Origin of the sequence: Paraburkholderia tropica, assembly GCF_900109265.1 — a bacterium.
GTDB classification, from domain to species: Bacteria; Pseudomonadota; Gammaproteobacteria; order Burkholderiales; family Burkholderiaceae; genus Paraburkholderia; species Paraburkholderia tropica.
This window is the reverse complement of record NZ_FNZM01000012.1, coordinates 258,255-276,412: the sequence shown is the minus strand read 5'-3', so window position 1 is coordinate 276,412 and position 18,158 is coordinate 258,255. Positions and strand designations below refer to the sequence as shown.

The 18,158-nt window shown below is 70.1% G+C and carries 13 protein-coding genes and 1 pseudogene; 3 read left to right on the top strand and 11 right to left on the bottom strand.

Going from position 1 to position 18,158, the window contains the following annotated elements:
- Positions 1 to 97 precede the first annotated feature (97 nt).
- The 3 genes from BMY06_RS21670 to BMY06_RS21660 all read left to right on the top strand — a co-directional run bounded on the left by BMY06_RS21670 (position 98) and on the right by BMY06_RS21660 (position 3,914).
- Positions 98 to 1,237, top strand: a complete 1,140-nt coding sequence (locus tag BMY06_RS21670; RefSeq protein WP_074985192.1) for a porin — start codon at positions 98 to 100, stop codon at positions 1,235 to 1,237.
- 448 nt (positions 1,238 to 1,685) lie between these two features.
- Positions 1,686 to 2,495, top strand: coding sequence for a type IV pili methyl-accepting chemotaxis transducer N-terminal domain-containing protein (locus BMY06_RS21665; protein WP_065059024.1), 810 nt, complete (start codon positions 1,686 to 1,688; stop codon positions 2,493 to 2,495).
- Positions 2,496 to 2,519: 24 nt separating this feature from the next.
- Positions 2,520 to 3,914 (top strand): MFS transporter, encoded by a 1,395-nt coding sequence (locus BMY06_RS21660; RefSeq protein ID WP_074985107.1) that lies wholly within the window; start codon positions 2,520 to 2,522, stop codon positions 3,912 to 3,914.
- 104 nt (positions 3,915 to 4,018) lie between these two features.
- On the opposite strand, the gene BMY06_RS21655 is transcribed toward BMY06_RS21660, so the two are convergent.
- From BMY06_RS21655 to BMY06_RS21605, 11 genes and pseudogenes are all read right to left on the bottom strand, one after another.
- A complete protein-coding gene (locus tag BMY06_RS21655) occupies positions 4,019 to 6,886 on the bottom strand; it encodes an Hsp70 family protein (RefSeq protein WP_074985190.1) in 2,868 nt (955 codons plus the stop codon).
- Between the two features lie 35 nt (positions 6,887 to 6,921).
- Complete coding sequence (locus tag BMY06_RS21650; RefSeq protein ID WP_065059027.1) at positions 6,922 to 8,790, bottom strand: Hsp70 family protein; 1,869 nt, start codon at positions 8,788 to 8,790, stop codon at positions 6,922 to 6,924.
- Positions 8,787 to 9,389, bottom strand: a complete 603-nt coding sequence (locus BMY06_RS21645; RefSeq protein ID WP_065059028.1) for a DUF2760 domain-containing protein — start codon at positions 9,387 to 9,389, stop codon at positions 8,787 to 8,789. Before BMY06_RS21645 ends, BMY06_RS21650 begins: the two co-directional genes overlap by 4 nt.
- A 379-nt stretch (positions 9,390 to 9,768) precedes the next feature.
- Positions 9,769 to 10,086: a hypothetical protein gene (locus tag BMY06_RS21640; RefSeq protein WP_065059029.1), complete on the bottom strand. Its 318-nt coding sequence runs from the start codon at positions 10,084 to 10,086 to the stop codon at positions 9,769 to 9,771.
- Positions 10,087 to 10,099: 13 nt separating this feature from the next.
- Complete coding sequence (locus BMY06_RS21635; protein WP_074985105.1) at positions 10,100 to 10,612, bottom strand: hotdog family protein; 513 nt, start codon at positions 10,610 to 10,612, stop codon at positions 10,100 to 10,102.
- Positions 10,609 to 11,508: a beta-ketoacyl synthase chain length factor gene (locus tag BMY06_RS21630; protein WP_080180458.1), complete on the bottom strand. Its 900-nt coding sequence runs from the start codon at positions 11,506 to 11,508 to the stop codon at positions 10,609 to 10,611. Before BMY06_RS21630 ends, BMY06_RS21635 begins: the two co-directional genes overlap by 4 nt.
- A complete protein-coding gene (locus BMY06_RS21625) occupies positions 11,505 to 12,752 on the bottom strand; it encodes a beta-ketoacyl-[acyl-carrier-protein] synthase family protein (protein WP_074985187.1) in 1,248 nt (415 codons plus the stop codon). The genes BMY06_RS21630 and BMY06_RS21625 overlap by 4 nt, the downstream gene beginning before the upstream one ends.
- 33 nt (positions 12,753 to 12,785) lie before the next feature.
- Positions 12,786 to 13,739 (bottom strand): polysaccharide deacetylase family protein, encoded by a 954-nt coding sequence (locus tag BMY06_RS21620; RefSeq protein ID WP_080180459.1) that lies wholly within the window; start codon positions 13,737 to 13,739, stop codon positions 12,786 to 12,788.
- Positions 13,736 to 16,312, bottom strand: a complete 2,577-nt coding sequence (locus BMY06_RS21615; RefSeq protein WP_074985103.1) for an MMPL family transporter — start codon at positions 16,310 to 16,312, stop codon at positions 13,736 to 13,738. Before BMY06_RS21615 ends, BMY06_RS21620 begins: the two co-directional genes overlap by 4 nt.
- A 58-nt stretch (positions 16,313 to 16,370) precedes the next feature.
- The gene (locus BMY06_RS21610) at positions 16,371 to 17,084 is read right to left on the bottom strand and encodes an outer membrane lipoprotein carrier protein LolA (protein ID WP_074985100.1); all 714 of its coding nucleotides are present in this window, start codon (positions 17,082 to 17,084) and stop codon (positions 16,371 to 16,373) included.
- Between the two features lie 80 nt (positions 17,085 to 17,164).
- A pseudogene (locus BMY06_RS21605) lies at positions 17,165 to 18,055 on the bottom strand (LpxL/LpxP family acyltransferase); the annotation flags it as partial.
- Positions 18,056 to 18,158 lie beyond the last annotated feature (103 nt).

Genomic DNA, 18,158 nt, shown 5'->3' with positions numbered 1-18,158 from the left:
CGACGCCGCGCCATCGCGCGCACGCGCGCGCATCGGACAGGCACGCGGCCACGCCGCGAACGACAACTCGAACCAACACGACATACAACAGGGCATTATGAAAAAGACATTCCTGGTCGCCGCGTGCGCGGCGGCATGGACCTGCGCGGCGCATGCGCAGGACAGCGTGACGCTGTACGGCATCATCGACGCCGGTCTTTCGTTCAACAGCAACTCGGGCGGGCACAACGTCGTGGCGGCGGGCAGCGGCAACGTGACCGGCAGCCACTGGGGCTTCAAGGGGCGCGAGGATCTGGGCGGCGGCACGGCCGCGATCTTCCAGCTCGAAAGCGGCTTCTCGGTGATGAACGGCACGCTGCGCCAGGGCGGCCGCATGTTCGGCTTCCAGTCGTACGTCGGGCTCGAAAACGCGCGCTACGGCGCGCTGACACTCGGCCGCCAGTACGACTCGGTAGTCGATTACCTCGCGCCGCTGAGCTTCACGGGCCAGCACCCCGGCGGCAACAACCTGAGCGCGCACCCGTACGACAACGACAACCTCAACAACTCGTTCCGCGTGAACAATGCCGTCAAGTACGCGAGCGCGAACTACGGCGGCGTGAAGTTCGGCGCGCTCTACGGTTTCTCGAACGAAGCGGGCGGCTTCGACGACAACCGCGTCTACAGCCTCGGCGCGTCGTACGACACGGGTTCGCTGCTGTTCGCGGCAGGCTATCTCCAGGCGAACAACGGCGGCAGCAGCAACACGAATGGCGCGATCACGCTGACCGAGCGCACCTTCATCGCCGCGCAGCAGCGCATTTACGGCGCGGGCGTGAACTGGCTCGCGGGCAACGCGCGCGTGGGTTTCGTGTGGACGCGCACGCAACTCGGCGGACTCGATACGATCAACGGCGCGAACAGCCTCGGCATCGCGGCGAACGGCGAGGGCGCGAACTTCTCGAACTACGAGCTGAACGCGGTCTATCACTTCACGCCCTCGTTCAGCCTGGGCGGCGAGTACACGTATACGCAGGCGACGATGTCGAGCGCGAGCGGCCAGCATCATCCGCGCTGGCATGAAGTGTCGGTGGAAGCCGATTACTACCTCTCGAAGCGCACCGATCTGTATACGCAGGTGAGCTGGCAGCATATTGCCGCCGACGGCTCGGGCCTGGGCGCGGACGTGAGCGGCCAGTCGGCGTCGAGCAGCGATCAGCAGACGGTCGTGGGCGTGGGCATCCGGCACCGGTTCTGAGCGCGCGGCCGCGCGCCCGCCGATGGTGCGCCGCGTCGTGGCGGTGCACCAGCAGCATTCATCGCAGGCACACGAATGCGGCGCTGCGTCATGCACGCGGCCCGCGCATGGTTTCCCCGCCTGAAACGGGGTCTCTTGCCAAAGCCTTACGCCATCGGCGTTTTCGCGCGCATCATGCGGTCGGGCACGCAGTTGGCATACGTATTGCTAAATAGGCTCGGGGCCAACGATGGCTCCAATGAATTGACGTGACTCCCGCATGAGCGGGGGTGAATCCGGCAGGCGGGGCAACGGCGTCCCGAAGCGATAACCCGACACGCGGCTCGGCTCAGGCCACGCGCGTGAAGGCAACGCTTCGGGACGCTTTTTTATTGGTGCTCGCGCCTGGTGACTGTTCGAGCCGCATCGCTCGTCAATCACGCTTGTTATCCATTCTGTACTCCTGACGATGAAGCACGAAACCAGCGAAGCGGTATCCGGAGAAGTGGTGGGCGAGCTGATCAACCTCTCGGGGCGTCAGCGCATGCTCTCGCAGCGCATCGTGCTGTACGTGCTGCTCGCGACGCAGGACGGCGCGCAAGGGCAGGAAGCGCTCGGCGTCGCGCGCGGCTGCCTTGCCTCGTTCGCCGACGCGCACGCGCAACTCGTCGAAGGCGACGGCCATTTTCCGGGCGTATTCTCGGACGCGCTGCGTCAGCTTTACTTCGGCTCGCGCCGCGCCGACGAGCGCATTCGCGCGTTCATGAAGCTCGCAGGCGACGCGATCGCGCAGCTCGAACGCGGCGGTATCGACAAGCGCGGCGGTGCGACCAGCACGAACGCCACGAACGTTGCGAACGCCACGACTGGCATCCACGCCATCGACGCGCTCGCGAAACTCACCGCGGAAGCCACGCCGCTGCTCGATCTGCTGCAGACGCTCACGCTCGCGTATCAGGACGCGATGCGCGGCGTCGAGGCCCAGACGCAGCGCCGCGAAGCCGAAGTCGCCGACCAGCTCGCCACTATTTCGATGCGCGCCAACATCGTCGCGCTCAATGCACGCGTGGCGGCGGCGCGCGCGGGCCAGTACGGACGCGAATTCGCCGTGATCACCGCCGAGCTGGCCAATGTGATCGGCGAAATGGACCGGCTGATTCAGGGCGTGGTCGGCGCGCGCGGCGGGCTCGATACGCGTGCGGGCAGCCCGGCGCGCAGCGGCGCCGGACAGAACATCGGAGTACGAAATCATCGGATTCACGCGCCGCTGGCGTGCTGACCGTTTTTACCTGGGGAGAGCCTCGTGAAAGACCTGCTGAACTCGCTGAAGAGCGGTAACTGGCGCGCGCTGGTCGCGTGTTTTCTGTACTTCGACACCGGCTTCACGGTGTGGGTGATGTTGGGGCCGCTCGCGCCGTTCATCCAGAAGGACATCAAGATGACGCCGGGCGAACTCGGCCTGCTGGTCGCGGTGCCGGTGCTCGGCGCGGCGATCCTGCGCGTCACGCTCGGCAATCTCTATCAGGCCTGCGACGGCCGCAAGGTCGCGCTGATGGGCATTGCGCTGTCGGCGATTCCGGCGCTCGTGCTGCTGCTGATGCCGGGCACGCCGTCGTACACGCTGCTGCTGGTGCTGGGCGTGCTGCTCGGCGTGGGCGGCGCGAGTTTCGCGGTGGCGCTGCCGATGGCGGGCAGCAACTATCCGCCGAAGGTGCAGGGTCTCGTGCTCGGTCTCGCGGCGGCCGGCAACATCGGCGCGGTGCTCGACGGCTTCCTGTTCCCCGGTCTCGCCAACAGCTTCGGCTGGGCGCGCGCGACGGGCGCGGCGCTGCCGTTGCTGGCGCTCGCGGCGCTCGCCGTGTGCTTCTGGGCGCGCGATCTCGGCCCGAAATCGGGCAGCGCGCCGAAAGCGATGCGCGCGTTCTTCATCACGCTCGCCGGTCTGATCGCGCTGGTGCTGGCCGTGCACGACGGCGTGTTCGGCGCGGGCAAGACCGGCGTGCTGCTGCTGCCGGTGCTCGGCGCGCTGCTCGCGATCGCGGTGCTGCCGCGTCACTATCGCGGCGTGCTCGCGGAAGGCGATACGTGGGTCGTGATGCTCGTGTACAGCATCACGTTCGGCGGTTTCGTCGGCATGTCCTCGTATGTGACGACGCTGCTGATCTCGCTCTATCAGGTGCCGAAGCTCGAAGCGGGCGTGATCATGTCGCTGCTGGCGCTGACGGGCGCGATGGTGCGTCCGCTCGGCGGCCTGATCGCCGATCGCATCTCCGGCGTGCGCGCGCTCGTGCTGCTGCTCGCCGCGATCTCGCTGTGCGACTTCGCATTCGCCGCGTGGATGCCGCCGTTCGCCGCGGGCATCGCGCTGCTGCTGTTCACGTATGTCTGCTTCGGTCTCGGCAACGGCGCGACCTTCCAGCTCGTGCCGCGCCGCTGGACCGGCCGCACGGGTCTGATGTCGGGTATCGTGGGCGCCGCGGGCGGCATCGGCGGCTTCTATCTGCCGGTCATCATGGGCATTGCGAAGGAAAGCACGGGCAGCTATCAGATGGGTTTTGCGACGTTCGGCGCGATCGCGGCGCTGGCCTTCATGCTGGTGGTGGCGCATCGCGCGCGCTGGCTCGAATGGGCGCTGCCGCAGGAAAGCGTCATGCCGCAAGCGGCTGTGCAGACTGTCGAGGTGCGTGCGGGCAACTGAGTTCCGTCACTGCGTCACGCGTAAAAAACGCGCTCCGGTTTCAGGCCGGAGCGCGTTTTTGCTTTCTCGATGACGGCGCGTATGCCGATCCCTGCGCGCGAACGCTACGCGCCCATCAACTTCAACCCCGCGGGCAGCGCTTCGCCGAACACGCGGCCCGTATCGGCGTTATCGAGCGTGACGACTTCGCGCACCATCTCGATCCACGCGGGCGGCGCATTGCCGTGTTCGAGCCGACGCAGCACCGTGTCGCGCACGCCAGGATCGAGATCGCGCGAGCGGTCGCCGGTCATACGCGCGATTTGCGTGGCGGCGAACATTGCCGGTTCGACCTTCTTCCAGTCGAGCGCGAGGATCGCGTCGAGCCAGCGCGTGGCGACCTCGGGCGGCACGACGCCGTGCGCGCTGCCATAGAAGGGCAGCCGCGCGCCGATACGCCCGACGGCCCACCAGCTCTGATGATTCTCCGCAGGCTTCTGCAGCCGCGCCAGCAGCCGCTCGCCAATCTCGATCTTGCGATCCGCGCCGATCCGTTCGAGCGACGCGTAAAGCCGCGTCATATCGGCGTTGCCGAGGCGCGCGGGATCGAACGGCAGCTTGTGCTGCTTCGAACTGGCCGCGTCTTCGAGCCAGCGCATCGCTTCGAGCACCTGCTCCTGCGCGGCCTCGTCGAGACCGCCGGCCGCGCGCCGCCAGAGCGTCCACCATTCGGACCAGACCTGGCTGTCGTTGATGTGCTGGATGCCGTCGTCGAACAGCGTCCACAGTTGTCCGACGCGCCATTCGTCGAGCGGATAGCCGAACCCGGGCCGCACGCAATAACCGGCGAGATTGAGCCACAGGCGCTCGTGGTCGGGCGAGCGGCGGCGGCGCGCGGCGCGTTCCCAGAGCGCGCCGAACAGTTCGCGCAGCAGCGGGCTGTCCCAGTTCTGGCGCGCTCCGAGCGTGTGTTCGAGCTGCGCGCGCAGCCGCTTCACTTCCTTCGGATCGACCTTCGACGACTTCGCGCCGAACACGCGCTCGATCAGTTCGATGGCGTGATCGAGCGAAGCATGGCGGACGTCGTCGCCGGTGTTCGCGGCGTGAGCGGCTTCGTCGCGGCGCAACTGGAATTCGAGCAGCCAGCGCTGCGACGCGTCCTCGGTCGCGATACAGCGCACTTCAAGCGTGCCGACTTCGGTCAGTTGCGCCGTGAGCCGCACGGGCCTTTCGTCGCGCTCGTTGCGCGCCTTGTTCGCGCCGCGCTCGCGCGCGACCACGGTCGCGAGCGGAGGCAGACGCACGAAGTCGGCGGCGTCCTGATCGAGATCGACGATCTCGCCCGGCTGCCACGCCGTTTCCGCGACCGTCGAGACCAGATGGAACTGCACGGGATGGCCCAGACGCAGCGCGAACACGCGCTCGTCGAGCTGCACTTCGTGGCCTTCCTCGGTGCCGCGCGGCAGCAGGCAGATGCCGCGCCGCGCGTCGCCGCCCTCGTCGAGCACCAGAAAATAGCTGCGCGGCGAGCCGCCGCCGATACGCGGCGCGTGACCCGCGCGCGCCAATGCGAACGCGACCGCGCCGCGCGCGACGGCCACGTCGGGCTGATCGTTTTGCAGCACGGTGAGCGGCGCTTGCCGCCAGTTGCCCAGCGTCTCGCGCAGACGCGCCGACAGCGCGGGCGCGCGGAACACGCCGCCGTTGAGCAGCAGCGTGTCGGGCATCGGCGGGGCGGCGGATTCACCGTTCGAAACGGCATCGGCATGATGGGCGGACACACCGAGCGCCTCGCGCGACTGCGCGGCGAAGCGTTGCAGGAAGGACGCGATGTGACGCGTGATGCCCGCATCGGCCGCATAGGGCAGACCGAATTCGACGATCGCCGCACGCGAGCGGCGCGGCAGATCGCGCGGGCCGACCGCCGGAAAGAACCCGTCGACGACGATGCGCTCGGCCTCGTCGCGGCCCAGTTGCGTCGAACGCGCGCCGCCGATCAGCCGCGCGCCCGCACCGAGCAGCGTGATGCCGACCGACTCGGGCGCGGCGTCGCCGAGCAGTTGCTCCTTGGCGACGCGGCAGCGCTCGACGAGCTGCGACAGGCTGGCGGCCGAGAGCCGCGCGTCCTGCGTCGCGAGCCGGCTTTCGGCCAGGTGGGCGAGCGCGAGGTCCATGTTGTCGCCGCCCAGCATCAGATGGTTGCCCACGCCGATGCGCGTCAACTGCGGCTCGCCGTCCTCGAAATGGACCTTGATGAGCGTGAGGTCGGTCGTGCCGCCGCCCACGTCGCAGACGAGCACGAGACGCGTCTGCGCGAGTTCGGCTTGCAGCGCGTCGCGATGATGGAACAGCCAGTCGTAGAACGCGGCCTGCGGTTCTTCGAGCAGGCGCAGCGTGGGCAGTTGCGCGCGCCGCGCGGCTTCGAGCGTGAGCGCGCGCGCGCCGTCGTCGAACGAGGCGGGTACGGTGAGCACCACGTCCTGATGTTCGAGCGGCGCGTGCGGAAAACGGTGATGCCAGGCTGCGCGGACGTGCGCGAGATAACTGGCGCTCGCGTCGACGGGCGAGACCTTCGCGACCTCGTCGGGCGCGCCCCAGGGCAGGATCGGCGCGAGCCGGTCGACCGAGGCGTGCGAGAGCCAGCTTTTCGCGCTGGCCACGAGCCGCCCCGGCACCTGCGCGCCGAGCGTGCGCGCGAGCTTGCCGATGACGGGCGCGGGCGTGTCGGCCGTGGAGGCGGCGGACGAAGCGGCAGACGAAGCCGTGGCGTCGGGCCACGGCAAACGCAGCGCGTCGGCAGCGAGTTCGCCGGGCGCGGGGTGATAGCGCGCCGAAGGCAGCAACGGCTGCGCGCTCACTTCGCCGAGCCCCGTCAGTTGCTCGATTTCGAACACGCCGATGTTGCCCGCAGCGGCCCCGCTCGCGCCGGCTTCGGCCCAGGCCACGACCGTGTTGCTCGTTCCCAGGTCGATGCCGACGACGTATTGCTTCATCGCGTTCTCAGGCGGATCGGACTTCAAGCGTGCGCTCAGAAGCTCGCGCCCTGGCCCGCGCCTTCGCCCGCGCCGCCGCGCACGTCGAACTCGACTTTCCAGCGCTCGTCGCTACCCGACGGCACGGCTTCGAGTTCGAGCGTGCCCGCTTCGGTCACGCGCGCATGCAGCCGGACCGCGACGACTTCGCCCACGGTACGGCCCGCGCTGGGCAGCGTGGCCTGAATTGATTCGAGTTCCTGTAGTTCCTCGGGCGACCAGAAGTCGAGCATCGTGCCGACCTGATCCTGACGGCGCACCGACGAGCCGAAGAAGCGGAATTGCACCGGCTCGCCCACGACGAGGCCGAATTCCTGCGGCGGCAAGGCGGCGTCGCTGCCTTCTTCCATGCCGAAGGGCGCGACGCAGAGCGCCGAAATCGGCGGTTCGAGGCCCGGCACCGCGGGCATGGCCGACTCGATCGCCACGTAGTACGCGCGCGCCGTGCCGCCGCGAATGCGCACGCCCTTGCCGCGCTTCACATAGCCGTAATAGGCCGCGCCGCGCGCGACCGCGAGATCGAGGTCCGCGCCGCCGAGCAGACGCGCGGGGGCCGCGCCTTCCGCCGACAGCCAGCCGTTGATGATCTCGAGCACACGTCCGGCGAGCAGCGACGACTTGAACACGCCGCCGTTGAACAGCACGGCGGTGGGATGCAGGAAGCTCGTGCCCTCGGCGGGCGCGCCGAAGCCTTCGACTTCCGCGAGCGCCGCGACCTGGCGGCCGAGGAAGGCCGCGAGATGGCGCGTGACGCCCGCGTCCTGCGCGTAGGGCAGGCCGAGTTGCGTCAGGCCGGCACGGGTGCGCACGACCGGACGCGCCGCGGCGTCCACGCGCGGGAAGAAGCCTTCGAGGATCGTGGCCGTGAGTTCAGCGCGCGTGAGTTCGGTGCGGATCGAGCCGCCGATCAGCTTCGAGCCGCGGCTCGGCACCACCAGCGGCACCGCTTCGAGGCCGGCGTCGGAGAGCAGTTGCTCCTTGGCCGAACGGCAGGCGTAGGTGAGCGCGCGCAACTGCCACGGATCGGCCTGCGTGCCTTGCTGGGCGAGCTTGCGCGCGACCACGTGCGCGAGCGCGAGGTCCATGTTGTCGCCGCCGAGCAGGATGTGTTCGCCCACGGCCACGCGCAGCAGTTCGAGATTGCCTTCGCGCTCGACCACGGCGATCAGCGAGAGGTCGGTGGTGCCGCCGCCCACGTCCACGACGAGGATGATGTCGCCGACCTTCACGTCCTTGCGCCACGCGCCGCCGCTCTTCTGGATCCAGCTATAGAGCGCGGCCTGCGGTTCTTCGAGCAGCGTCATGCTGGTGTAGCCGGCGGCCTGCGCGGCTTCGGCTGTCAGCTCGCGCGCGGCCGGATCGAACGAGGCCGGAATCGTGACGGTGACGTCCTGCTGCGCGAACGGCGCATCCGGATGCGCGTGATCCCACGCCTCGCGCAGATGCGTGAGATAGCGGATCGAGCTTTCGAGCGGCGAGACGCGCGCGACTTCGGGCGGCGCGTCGTTCGGCAGGATCGCCGCGCGGCGGTCCACGCCCGGATGGCAGAGCCAGCTCTTCGCGCTCGACACGAGACGGATGGGCGTGCCCGCACCACGGCTGCGCGCCATTTCGCCGACGGCGTACTCGCGCGAGGCGGTCCACGGCAGCGTCAGGTCGCCGGGCGTAAGTTCGCCCGCGTTCGGCAGATAGAGAAACGAGGGCAGCAGCTCGGGCGACTCGATCGCGCCCGGCGCGGTGAGTTGCGTGACGGGCAGTACGCCCTGCACGGTCTTTTCGCCGTCACTGGCGGCGAGGTCGACGTAGGAGAGGGCGCAGTGCGTCGTGCCCAGATCGACGCCGATCGAAAAACGCGGATCGCTCACAGTTCCACCTCGGCCGGTGCGATGACCTTCGCGTCGTGCGACTTCACGAGCTTGGGCAGTTTGACGTCTTCGACGCGCCAGCCGCGATGGCTGACGGTGCCGTTGAACGGCGCGGAGCCGACCACGTTGCCGGTCAGGCGGATGGCGGTGGCGTCGAAGCCTTCCGCGATGGTCACGCGGCTGCCTTCGGCCTCGCTGCGCACCGGGCGGATCGTGAAGTGCTCGCGCAGCGTGGCGCGGCAGCCTTCGTGGACGAGACGCGCGGCCGCGCCGATGTCGGCGTCGTTGTAGCCGGCGATGTCTTCCTCGACGAAGTCGACGAAGCGCGCATTACGCTGCAGCAGGCCGAGCAGTTGCAGCGCCGATTGCGGGCTGGCTTCCTCGATGGCGGCGACCGGCGCGGGAGCGGGCGCAGCGACGGGTGCAGGCGCGGCCACGGGTGCGGCGGCAGGCACGGGCGCTTGCGGCGCGGGCGCGGCGGCCTCGCCGTTACGCAGACGGCGCACGCCGGCCGCGAGGTCGGCGTCGCCGAGAATGGCGAAAAACGATCCGATGGCCAGCGAAAGGCGGCCAGCGAAGGAAATCTTGGCTTCGGTCATCAACTACTCCAGTGGTCTCGCACGCGCGGGCGAGCGTCCGGCCGGGCCGGGCGCCGCTGCGTCTCTCGCGCGGCTTCGCCGTGTTCGGGCCCCGTGTGCGGAGCGGCCGGCGGGAAAAAACATGAGCCCGTGCGGGCTCGAAACCCGTATTTTGCCTTGTCGCGGGCGCTTACCGGACAAAAAGCGGGCAAATTGGCCGTTCGGAGGAGGGAAAGCGGCGTGCGAGCCCGGTTTGGCGGGCATCGGGCGAGGCGATCGAGGTCGCGTGATGCCGTCGCGCAGTCATGGCGGCGCACGAGACGCACGCGCCCGGGGTGAAACCGACGGCGTGTCGAATGAACACGCCGTCGTGTACGCGCCGGAAGGGGATGCGAAGACTTTAAGCGTCGTCCTTGCCCGGCGCATCGTCCTTATGGAACACGCGTTTCGTGGTGCGCTTGGTGGCGTCCCAGCCTTCGTGCGTCGCGTGCTTGGTGGCGTCCCAGCCTTCGCGCGTGCCGTGCGCGATGCCGTGGCCGACGGTCTTCGCCGCGCTCGCCGTCGCGTGGCCGAAGTCGCGCGCCGCGTGGCCGGTCGCTTTCGCCGCCGACTTCGTGTCGTGCTTGATGTCTTCCTTCACTTCGTGCACGTCGGCGAACGCGGCCGAACTGGCCAGGCCGAACGCCAGCGCGGCCAGCAGGATTCGATGGGTTTTCATTGTGGTTCTCCCTTCAGCAGTTATCGATGGCGGGACGTCGCAGCGTCCCCGCCGCGGACGCGTCGAGCATGACCGCCGCGCGTCCCGTCAGCAGCACGCGGGCGTCGCAGCGCAGCGTGAAGCGGTAAAGAATCGTGGTGCCGTCGCCGCCGATGCGCTCGGCCTCGACGATGAGCGGCGCGTCCAGCGTATCGAGCCGCGCGACCTGCGCCTCGACGCCGCGCACGCTCGCGAGAAAGCCCGCGCGCGGACGCTGCGCCGTCGCGCCGATATCGGCGAGACTGCCGAGCGCGCCGTGCACGGCCATCGCCTGCGCCGCGTATTCGACGCCGCAGACCGAGGCGAGCCGGCCGTTCGCGCGCAGCGGATTGTGCGCGTCGAGATGGCTGGTCGCGAGGCAGCGGATCTGCGCGTCGTCCCAGGCTTCGACGCTGTCGAGCAGGCACATCGCGCCGCTGTGCGGAATGTGCGCGGCGATCCAGGCGCGGTCGAGCGGCGCGGCGAGCGTCGGCGCGTCGGGCGTCATGGCGCGGCCTCGCGCGGTGCGCCTGAAGCGACGCCCGACGCGGCATCAACGTCGGCATCCGGCCACGACACATCGAGCCGCACGCGCGTTTCCGGCAGATAGTCGATCACCACGCTCGCCGCCTGCCGCGTCGCGAGCGCGTGCAGCAACGGCAGCACGCGCGCGGCCGGGTTGTTGGCGCGCAGCGTTTCGAATTCGGGCGCGTCGAGTTGCGTGGCGGGCGCATCGGTGAGCTTCGCTTCGATGCAGGCCAGCGCGCGCGGACGCGCCGCGCCGTCGACATGGATATCGACATCTCCCTGCGCGGCATCGCCGACGGGCGCGAGCACCAGCGCCACGCCGAACGCATCGGCGATCGGGCGCACCGTGCGCAGCGGCTCGGGATATTCGCAGTCGTAGGCGACCAGCAGCGTCGGCACGCGGTCGACGGCCACCTGGGCGAGCGCTTCGAGCAGGCCCGCGCCGAAGCTCGCGTCGTGCGCGCACAGCACGTTTGCCGTCGCGCGCGCGTGCGACGCGATGCTCCAGTAACCCGCCGCCGCGTTGTGCACCGAGTTGTGAAAGCGCGTCGGCGAAAGCTGGCGGTCGTCGGTGGAGAGCGTTTCGCAGATCGCGTGGCAATTCACGCCGTCGCCGCCCGAGGCCGCGAACACGGACGCGAGCGTGGCGGCGTCGCGCCCGCTGGCGTCGACCGCTTCGTGGCCCACGGCGAGCGCCGCGCGCACGACCGGGCCGGTGCGGCGCCGCTCGGCGCTCGGCAGGCTCGCGGGCGCGGGCAGCACGGTGCGCGCGGCTTCGTACGGCGCGCGTTGCGCGAGCACGTCGGCGGCTTGCGTCCAGTTGGCGAGGCCCGGCCCGATCACGCCGATCCCTTCGATCCACGCATGCAGTTTCACGATTGCACCTCGTTCTTTGCAGCGCCGTTTTTGCGGCTCAACGCGAAATCCGCGCGCCCCAGCAAGAGGCTGCAATTCGTGCCGCCGAAGCCGAACGAATTGCTGAGCGCGGCGCGCACGTCGGCGTCGCGATTGGTCAGCGCGTAATCGAGTCCGAGCGCGTGATCGACGACCTGCGTGTTGACGCCCGCGGGCACGAAGCCGTGGCGCAGCGCGAGCGCCGCCGCGATCGCTTCGAGCGCGCCCGCCGCGCCGAGCGTGTGGCCGGTCGCGCCCTTGGTCGAGCTGCACGGCGTCGCGCCGAACAGCGCGCCCACGGCGCGGCTTTCGGAGGCGTCGTTGCTCGGCGTGGCCGTGCCGTGCAGATTGATGTAGTCGATCTCGTCCGGCGCGAGGCCCGCGCTCGCGAGCGCCTGTTCGAGCGCGGCGCGTGCGCCCAGTCCCTCCGGATGCGGCGACGACATGTGATGCGCGTCGCTCGATTCGCCGATGCCGAGCAGCAGGATCGCGTCGCCCGGCAGAGCATCGGCTTGCGCGGGCAGGCGTTCGAGCAGCGCGAACGCGGCCGCTTCGCCGATCGAAATGCCGTCGCGCGCCACGTCGAACGGGCGGCACGGCTGGCGCGAGAGCAGTTCGAGCGAGTTGAAGCCGTACAGCGTGGTGAGGCACAGCGAATCGACGCCGCCCACGACCGCCGCGTCGATCAGGCCCGCTTCGATCATGCGCCGCGCCGAGCCGAACACTTTCGCGCTCGACGAGCACGCCGACGAGATCGCCGTGGCCGGCCCGCGCGCGCCGAAATAGTCGCGCACGAACGCGGCCAGCGCGTAGGGATTGTGGGTGCGCGCGTAGTCGAAGCCGGGATGCAGCAGGCCGGTCTCGCGGTCGCGCTCGCGATAGGCGTTTTCGGTTTCGAGGATGCCGCTCGTGCTGGTGCCGACGAACACGCCGACGCGGTCCGCGCCGTAACGCGCGACGGCGGCGTGCACGCGTTCGGCGAAACCGTCCTGTTCGAGACCGAGTTGCGCGAGGCGATGATTGCGGCACGCGTAGGCGGCGAGATCCGCGCGGATGTCGACGGCGTCGACGTCCTGGACCGCGCCGATCCATGTGTCGAGATCCGCGCGTTCGAAGTCGCACGGCGCGAGGCCGCTGCGCCGCTCGCGCAGCGCGTCGAGCATGGCGTCGAGCCCGCGGCCGAGGCAGCTGGTGGCGGTGAAGTGCGAGACGAGAAGGGGATTCACGGAGTTCGGTCCTGGGGCCGGCGCGCGCGCCATTTAGGGGCGAATTTTACCAAACGGGGCGGCGTTGCCGCCGTGTCCGACTGGCGTGACGGGCGCGGCGTCGAGCGCCGCGCGCAGGGTGATCCAGTGATAGTGCGCCTCGGCGGCGGCGCGCAGCACCTGCGGCAGCACCGCGAGCACGACCGGCTGGCCGAGCGCGTCGCGCGCGCTGTTGGCGTCGTGCAGCAGCAGGATGTCGCGCGGCGCGAGACCGGTCAGCAGACGCCGCGTCACGATCTGCGGATCGCGCTCGCGCGTGTCGAAACCGCGCCGCGTCCAGCTCGCCAGTTGCAGGCCGAGCGCACAGAGCACCGGTTCGAGAAACGGATTGCGCAAGCCGGCGGGCGCGCGGAAAAAGCGCGGACGCGTGCCGCTGATGTCCGTCAGCGTGCGCTGCGCGGTTTCGATTTCGCGCCGCAGCGCGCCGGGTCCGCTGACCGAAAACGTATGCCGATGGCGCTGGCTGTGGTTCTCCACGGCGTGGCCGCGCGCGACGATCGCCTCGATCCACTTCGGATGCTGGCGCGCGCGCTCGCCGATGCAGAAGAAGGTCGCGTGCGCGCCGTATTCGTCGAGCAGATCGAGCACGCGCGGCGTGATCTCCGGATCGGGGCCGTCGTCGATGGTGAGGGCGAGGCGGCGGTCGGCGCCGGGCACGGACGTGACGGAGGCGGCAGACGCTGCGGGCAGGCGCGTCCAGTTCGGGCCGAGCAGCGCGCTCCTGGGCCAGAGGCCCGCCGCTGTCAGCGCGAGATGCGAGGCCGCGACGCTGCCGACGGCCCATGGCCACGTCGCGGGTTGCGCGATCAGCGCGGCGGCCGCGCCCGCATGCAGCGCCGCCGCGCCCGCGATGAACGGCGACGGCGCCCAGCGGCGCGCGGCGTCGGCGTGGCGCGGATTCGGCTGCGCATGTGTGCGGTCCGCTCCCGGTGGCGTGGGCCCGTTCATGCTGGGTTTCCTTGTCGATGGGATTGCGTGTCGGCGTGTGCGCCGGCTTCCACTTCCTGCGCGGCGGACGTGGTCCCGCTGCGCGGCGCGAGGATCGCCGCGAACGCGAGCGCGAGCATCGCGCCGGGACCGACGGTCAAGCCGAAGGTTTCGAGCAGCGGCACATGCGAGAGCGCGAGCAGCCCGAACCCGGCGACGGTCGCGAGATTCGCCACCAGCAGCGAGACCAGCGTGTGCGGTGCGATGGTCGCCGATTCGTCAGCGGATTGCCCATGCCGCGTCGCGCCGCGCTTGCAGAAAAACAGCGCATAGTTCGAGCCCACCGCCACGATCAGCAGCATGCCGACGAGGTGCAGGATCGTCATCGGCACGCCCGCGAGCGCGAAGCCCGCGATGACCACCAGCACGGCGGCGACGAGCGGCGCGAGCGCGCGCGCGGCCAGACGCAGCGAACGCAGCGCGAGCGCGAGCAGCACGCAGATCGCCACGAAGCCCGCGAGCGAGAGCCGGATGTCTTCGTGCACGTAGTTCACGTAGAGGCGGTCGGCTTCCGTTTTGAGGTCGACGAACAGCGCGCCCGGCACGCCCGCCTGCGCGACGGCGGCGCGGATCGCGTCGGCGTCGAGGCTCGACGTGTTGGCGGCGCTCGCTGCGTTCGCGTGCGCGGGCGCGCGCAGCGCGAGCATCGCGTTCCAGTGGCCGTCGCGTTGCGTGAGCAGCGCATCGACGGCCAGCGCCATCGAGGTGCCGTTCAGGTCCGCACGCGTGATGAGCGGCGCAACGCGCGCGGCCTGCGCGTCGGCGATGAACGGCGCGAACGCCTCGGGTTTCACGCGGATGCTCTGGTTCGCGACCGCTTCGCGTAGACGCGCGCTCAGCGTCGCGGCGTCGGGCAGGCTCGCGAGGCGCGCGCGCTGCGCGGCGTCGCTCGGCAGATAGCGCGCGGGACTTTCGAAGCCCGCGAGCGTGCCGCGCGCGACGAGCGGCTGCAACTGCGCGCCGACGCGTTCCGCGCCTTCGAGCGCGGCTTGCGCGCTGGCGGCGGGAATCTCGACGAGATAGCGCACGTCGGGCGCGCCGAGGTCGGCGCGCAGGCGCGTGTCGAGCGCGAGGCTCGCGGCGGGCACGGGGCTCAGCGCGGAGAGTTCGCGGCTCCACAGCGAATCGCGATGCAGCGCGACCAGCGCGACCGCCGCGAGGGCGAGCGCGGCGAGCGGCCAGCGCAGACGCGGCGCGTAAGCGGCGGCGCGCGCGAGCGCCGCGCCGAGGCGCGAGACATCGCGGATCGCATGCGCGCCGCCTTGCAGATGCGGCAGCACGTAGCGCGTGACGAGCGCGGCCGTCACGAGCCCGGCGATCGAGTATGCGCCCAGTTGCACGAGGCCCGGAAAGCCCGAGAACAGCATCGACGCGAAACCGCACACGGAAGTCAGCACGCCGAGGCGGATCGTCGGCCACCAGTTCGCGATCCACGCGCGCAGGGCGGCGGCGCGCTGCGCCTGCGTCGATGCCGATGCCGACGAAGATGCCGAAGACTGCACGAACAGATAGATCGAATAATCGACCGCCTCGCCGATCAGCGTGGTGCCGAAGCCGAGCGTGATGCCCTGCACGGTGCCGAACGCGAGACTCACGGCCGCGATGCCCGCCGCCACGCCCGAAAGCACCGGCAGCAGGCCGAGCACGAGCGTGCGCGGCGAGCGATAGAGCGTGAGCAGCAGCGCGACGATCAGCACGAGGCTCAGCGCCGAAATGCGCTCGACGTCATGGCGAATCGCGTCGCGCGTCTGCACCGAGAACACGCCGGGGCCGGTCATCAGCAGGCGATACGCGTCGGCGTGAGCGCCGTCCGGCAGCGTGCGCGCGGCGGCGTCGAAGGCGCGCTGCACGGCCTCGATCGCGCGCGCCTGGGCGTCGGTGTCCGAGCCCGAGGCGGCGGTCTGCGCGACCAGCACGGCGCGCGTGCCGTCGCGCGAGGCCCATACGCCGTCGCGCGTCGCGGGCTGCGCGGCGCTGTCGAGCTGATCGACGAGCGCGGCCACTTCGCCGGTCGGATCGTGCGGCAGCAGGTCTTTCGCCACGAGTCCCGCCGACGAGCTGAGCAGATCGAGACTCTCGCCGAGCGCGTCGTGCAGGCCCGCCACGCTGAAGCGCTGCGGCGTGACCGCCGGACTCAGCGCGTAGCGATGCGCGTAGACGAACTGCTGGTCGCGCGCGTCGTTGACGGCCTCGCCGTTATGGACCGCCGCGAATTGCGGATCGGCGCGCAGCGTCGTGCCCATCGCGCGTGAAAGCCGCGCGCGCGACGACGCATCGCCGCCTTCGATGCCGACGAGAATCAGCCGAGAAACCAGTCCGTCGCGCAGTTGCTCGATCAGCACGCGCTGACCCGCGCTCGGCGCGCGCGGCAGGAACGCGGAGAGGTCGGTGTTGAACTGCGCGCGCGCGATGGCCACGGCGCAGCCGAGCAGAAACAGCAGCCACAGCAGGACGGCGGGCTGCACGAATCCGGCACTGCGGGCGGAACCTGGCGCGGGGGCGGTCTCGGAGTCGGGGCGGGTGTGGTGGTCCATCGGCGCGTCCCTTATGTCTTGTTGGTGTTGTTCGTGTGGACAGGGCGATGCCGGGCGCTCAGCCCGACGTGGACGCCGAACCCTTTGCCGCCGTGGCCGACGAGGTCGACGAAGCCGCCGTCGCCGCGAGCGGACGCAGCTTCATCAGCGAATGATCGCCGCCCGCCTGCTGGATCGCCACGCTGCGCAGCTCGCCGCGCGAACCTTCTAGCGTGATCGTGTCGACGACCTTGCGCATGCGCGAATCGAGCGGCGTGAGCGTGAGCGTCCAGTCTTCGCCGTGACCGGCGAGCGCGACCTTGTAGGTCTGTTCGAGCGCGTAGCGATTGCCCGTGAGCGTCGCGCGGATGCTCTCGATGAACGCGCCCACTTCCGGATAATGCGCGAGCGCGAGCGTGTATTTGCGGTTGTTGCGATCGACCGTGAGCATGTCGCCGTCGACGACGAGATGCTCGGGCTTCGGGCTCAGCGTGTTCTTTTCCAGATGATCGGGCGCGGCGAACGCCAGTTCACCCGACGATTCGACGGGCTCCGAGGCGATCGCGAGCCAGCGCGTTTCGGTGAAGGCCGCGCGGCCGGTCTTGTGCTGCGCCAGCGTGGCCATCAGGCGGTCGAGCGTCCAGGCGGGCGCGGCCTGCGCCGGCGTCACGGGCGCGAGCGTGCCGATGGCGCTCAGTGCGGCGCCGCCGCCGACGAGGGCGATGGCGGCGAATGCGCGCGCGATCAGGCGGCGCGAAAGAAGGTGAGTGCTCATACGTGGGGTGGTGCTCATGCGTCGGAAGTCTCCTGGGCGGTCAGGCTGGCCGAGGCGCGGCGCGTGGCGCGCGTGGCGTGCGCGTCGCGTGCGACGGCGCTGTCGGCAGAAGCAGGCGCGGACGCAGCCGCATCGGCCGCAGGCTTGACCGTTTTCCAGAAATCGAAATAGTTGAACCAGTTATAGGGCGCCGCGCGCGCGTACCTGTCGAGCAGCGAGACGTAACGCGCGAGCGCGGCGTCGATGGCGGCGCGGCGCGCGTCGCGCGGCGTGTGGGTGAAATCGGCGACCACTTCGAAGTGCACGTCGTAGCGGTTGCCGCCGCGATAGAGCCCGGTCATGAACAGCACCGGGCGCTTGAGCATCGCGGCCATATAAAGCGGGCCGAGCGGGAACGGGGCGGGTTCGCCGAGAAACGCCATGCGGCGCATCGTGGCGGCGTCGTCGGCGAGCAGCGTGCGGTCGGCCAGCATGCCGACCATGCAGTTTTCGTCGAGACGCTGCTTCACCTTGAGCATCGAATCGATCTGGCCGAGGCCGATCACTTCCGGGCTCGCGGCGGGATTCACGGCGGCCAGCGTCGCGTTGATCTTGCGCGCGTTCTCTTCGAACATCGTCACCACCACGCGCAGGCGCGGGCGCGTGCGGCCGAGCGCGCGCACCACTTCGAAGCTGCCCAGATGTGCGCCCATCAGGAACGCGCCGCGTCCGCCCGAGAGCGCTTCGTCGACGAGCTGCTGGCCGTGCGGGCGGATGTCGAACAGGTCGAAGCGCCCGTGCATCAGATAGATGCGATCGTGGATGGTGGTCGCGAACGTGAAGACGTGACGCCAGCAATCGCGCCATCGCGGCGCACGGTTCAGCGCGCGCCGCAGATAGTCGCGCGAGGCGCTGCGCGCGCGCGGCGAAAACAGCACGTACCAGGCGGCGCACAGATAGAGCAGGGCGCGTCCGGCGGGGCGGCCGAGGCGCAGCGAGAGCCACGTCATCACGCGCAGCAGCAGCGCGCTGCCGCGCTCCTCGCGTTGTGCCCAGTCGGGGCGCGCGGGTTTGGCGGTCGCGTTCGGGGCGGCTTGATCCGCTTGCTGATCC

What these genes read in the sequence shown, in the direction of transcription:
- BMY06_RS21665 (WP_065059024.1), top strand. Translation starts at nt 1,686, where the DNA reads ATGAAGCACGAAACCAGCGAAGCGGTATCCGGAGAAGTGGTGGGCGAG.
- BMY06_RS21610 (WP_074985100.1), bottom strand. Translation starts at nt 17,084, where the DNA reads ATGAGCACCACCCCACGTATGAGCACTCACCTTCTTTCGCGCCGCCTG.
- BMY06_RS21670 (WP_074985192.1), top strand. Translation starts at nt 98, where the DNA reads ATGAAAAAGACATTCCTGGTCGCCGCGTGCGCGGCGGCATGGACCTGC.
- BMY06_RS21620 (WP_080180459.1), bottom strand. Translation starts at nt 13,739, where the DNA reads ATGAACGGGCCCACGCCACCGGGAGCGGACCGCACACATGCGCAGCCG.
- BMY06_RS21640 (WP_065059029.1), bottom strand. Translation starts at nt 10,086, where the DNA reads ATGAAAACCCATCGAATCCTGCTGGCCGCGCTGGCGTTCGGCCTGGCC.
- BMY06_RS21655 (WP_074985190.1), bottom strand. Translation starts at nt 6,886, where the DNA reads ATGAAGCAATACGTCGTCGGCATCGACCTGGGAACGAGCAACACGGTC.
- BMY06_RS21645 (WP_065059028.1), bottom strand. Translation starts at nt 9,389, where the DNA reads ATGACCGAAGCCAAGATTTCCTTCGCTGGCCGCCTTTCGCTGGCCATC.
- BMY06_RS21635 (WP_074985105.1), bottom strand. Translation starts at nt 10,612, where the DNA reads ATGACGCCCGACGCGCCGACGCTCGCCGCGCCGCTCGACCGCGCCTGG.
- BMY06_RS21615 (WP_074985103.1), bottom strand. Translation starts at nt 16,312, where the DNA reads ATGGACCACCACACCCGCCCCGACTCCGAGACCGCCCCCGCGCCAGGT.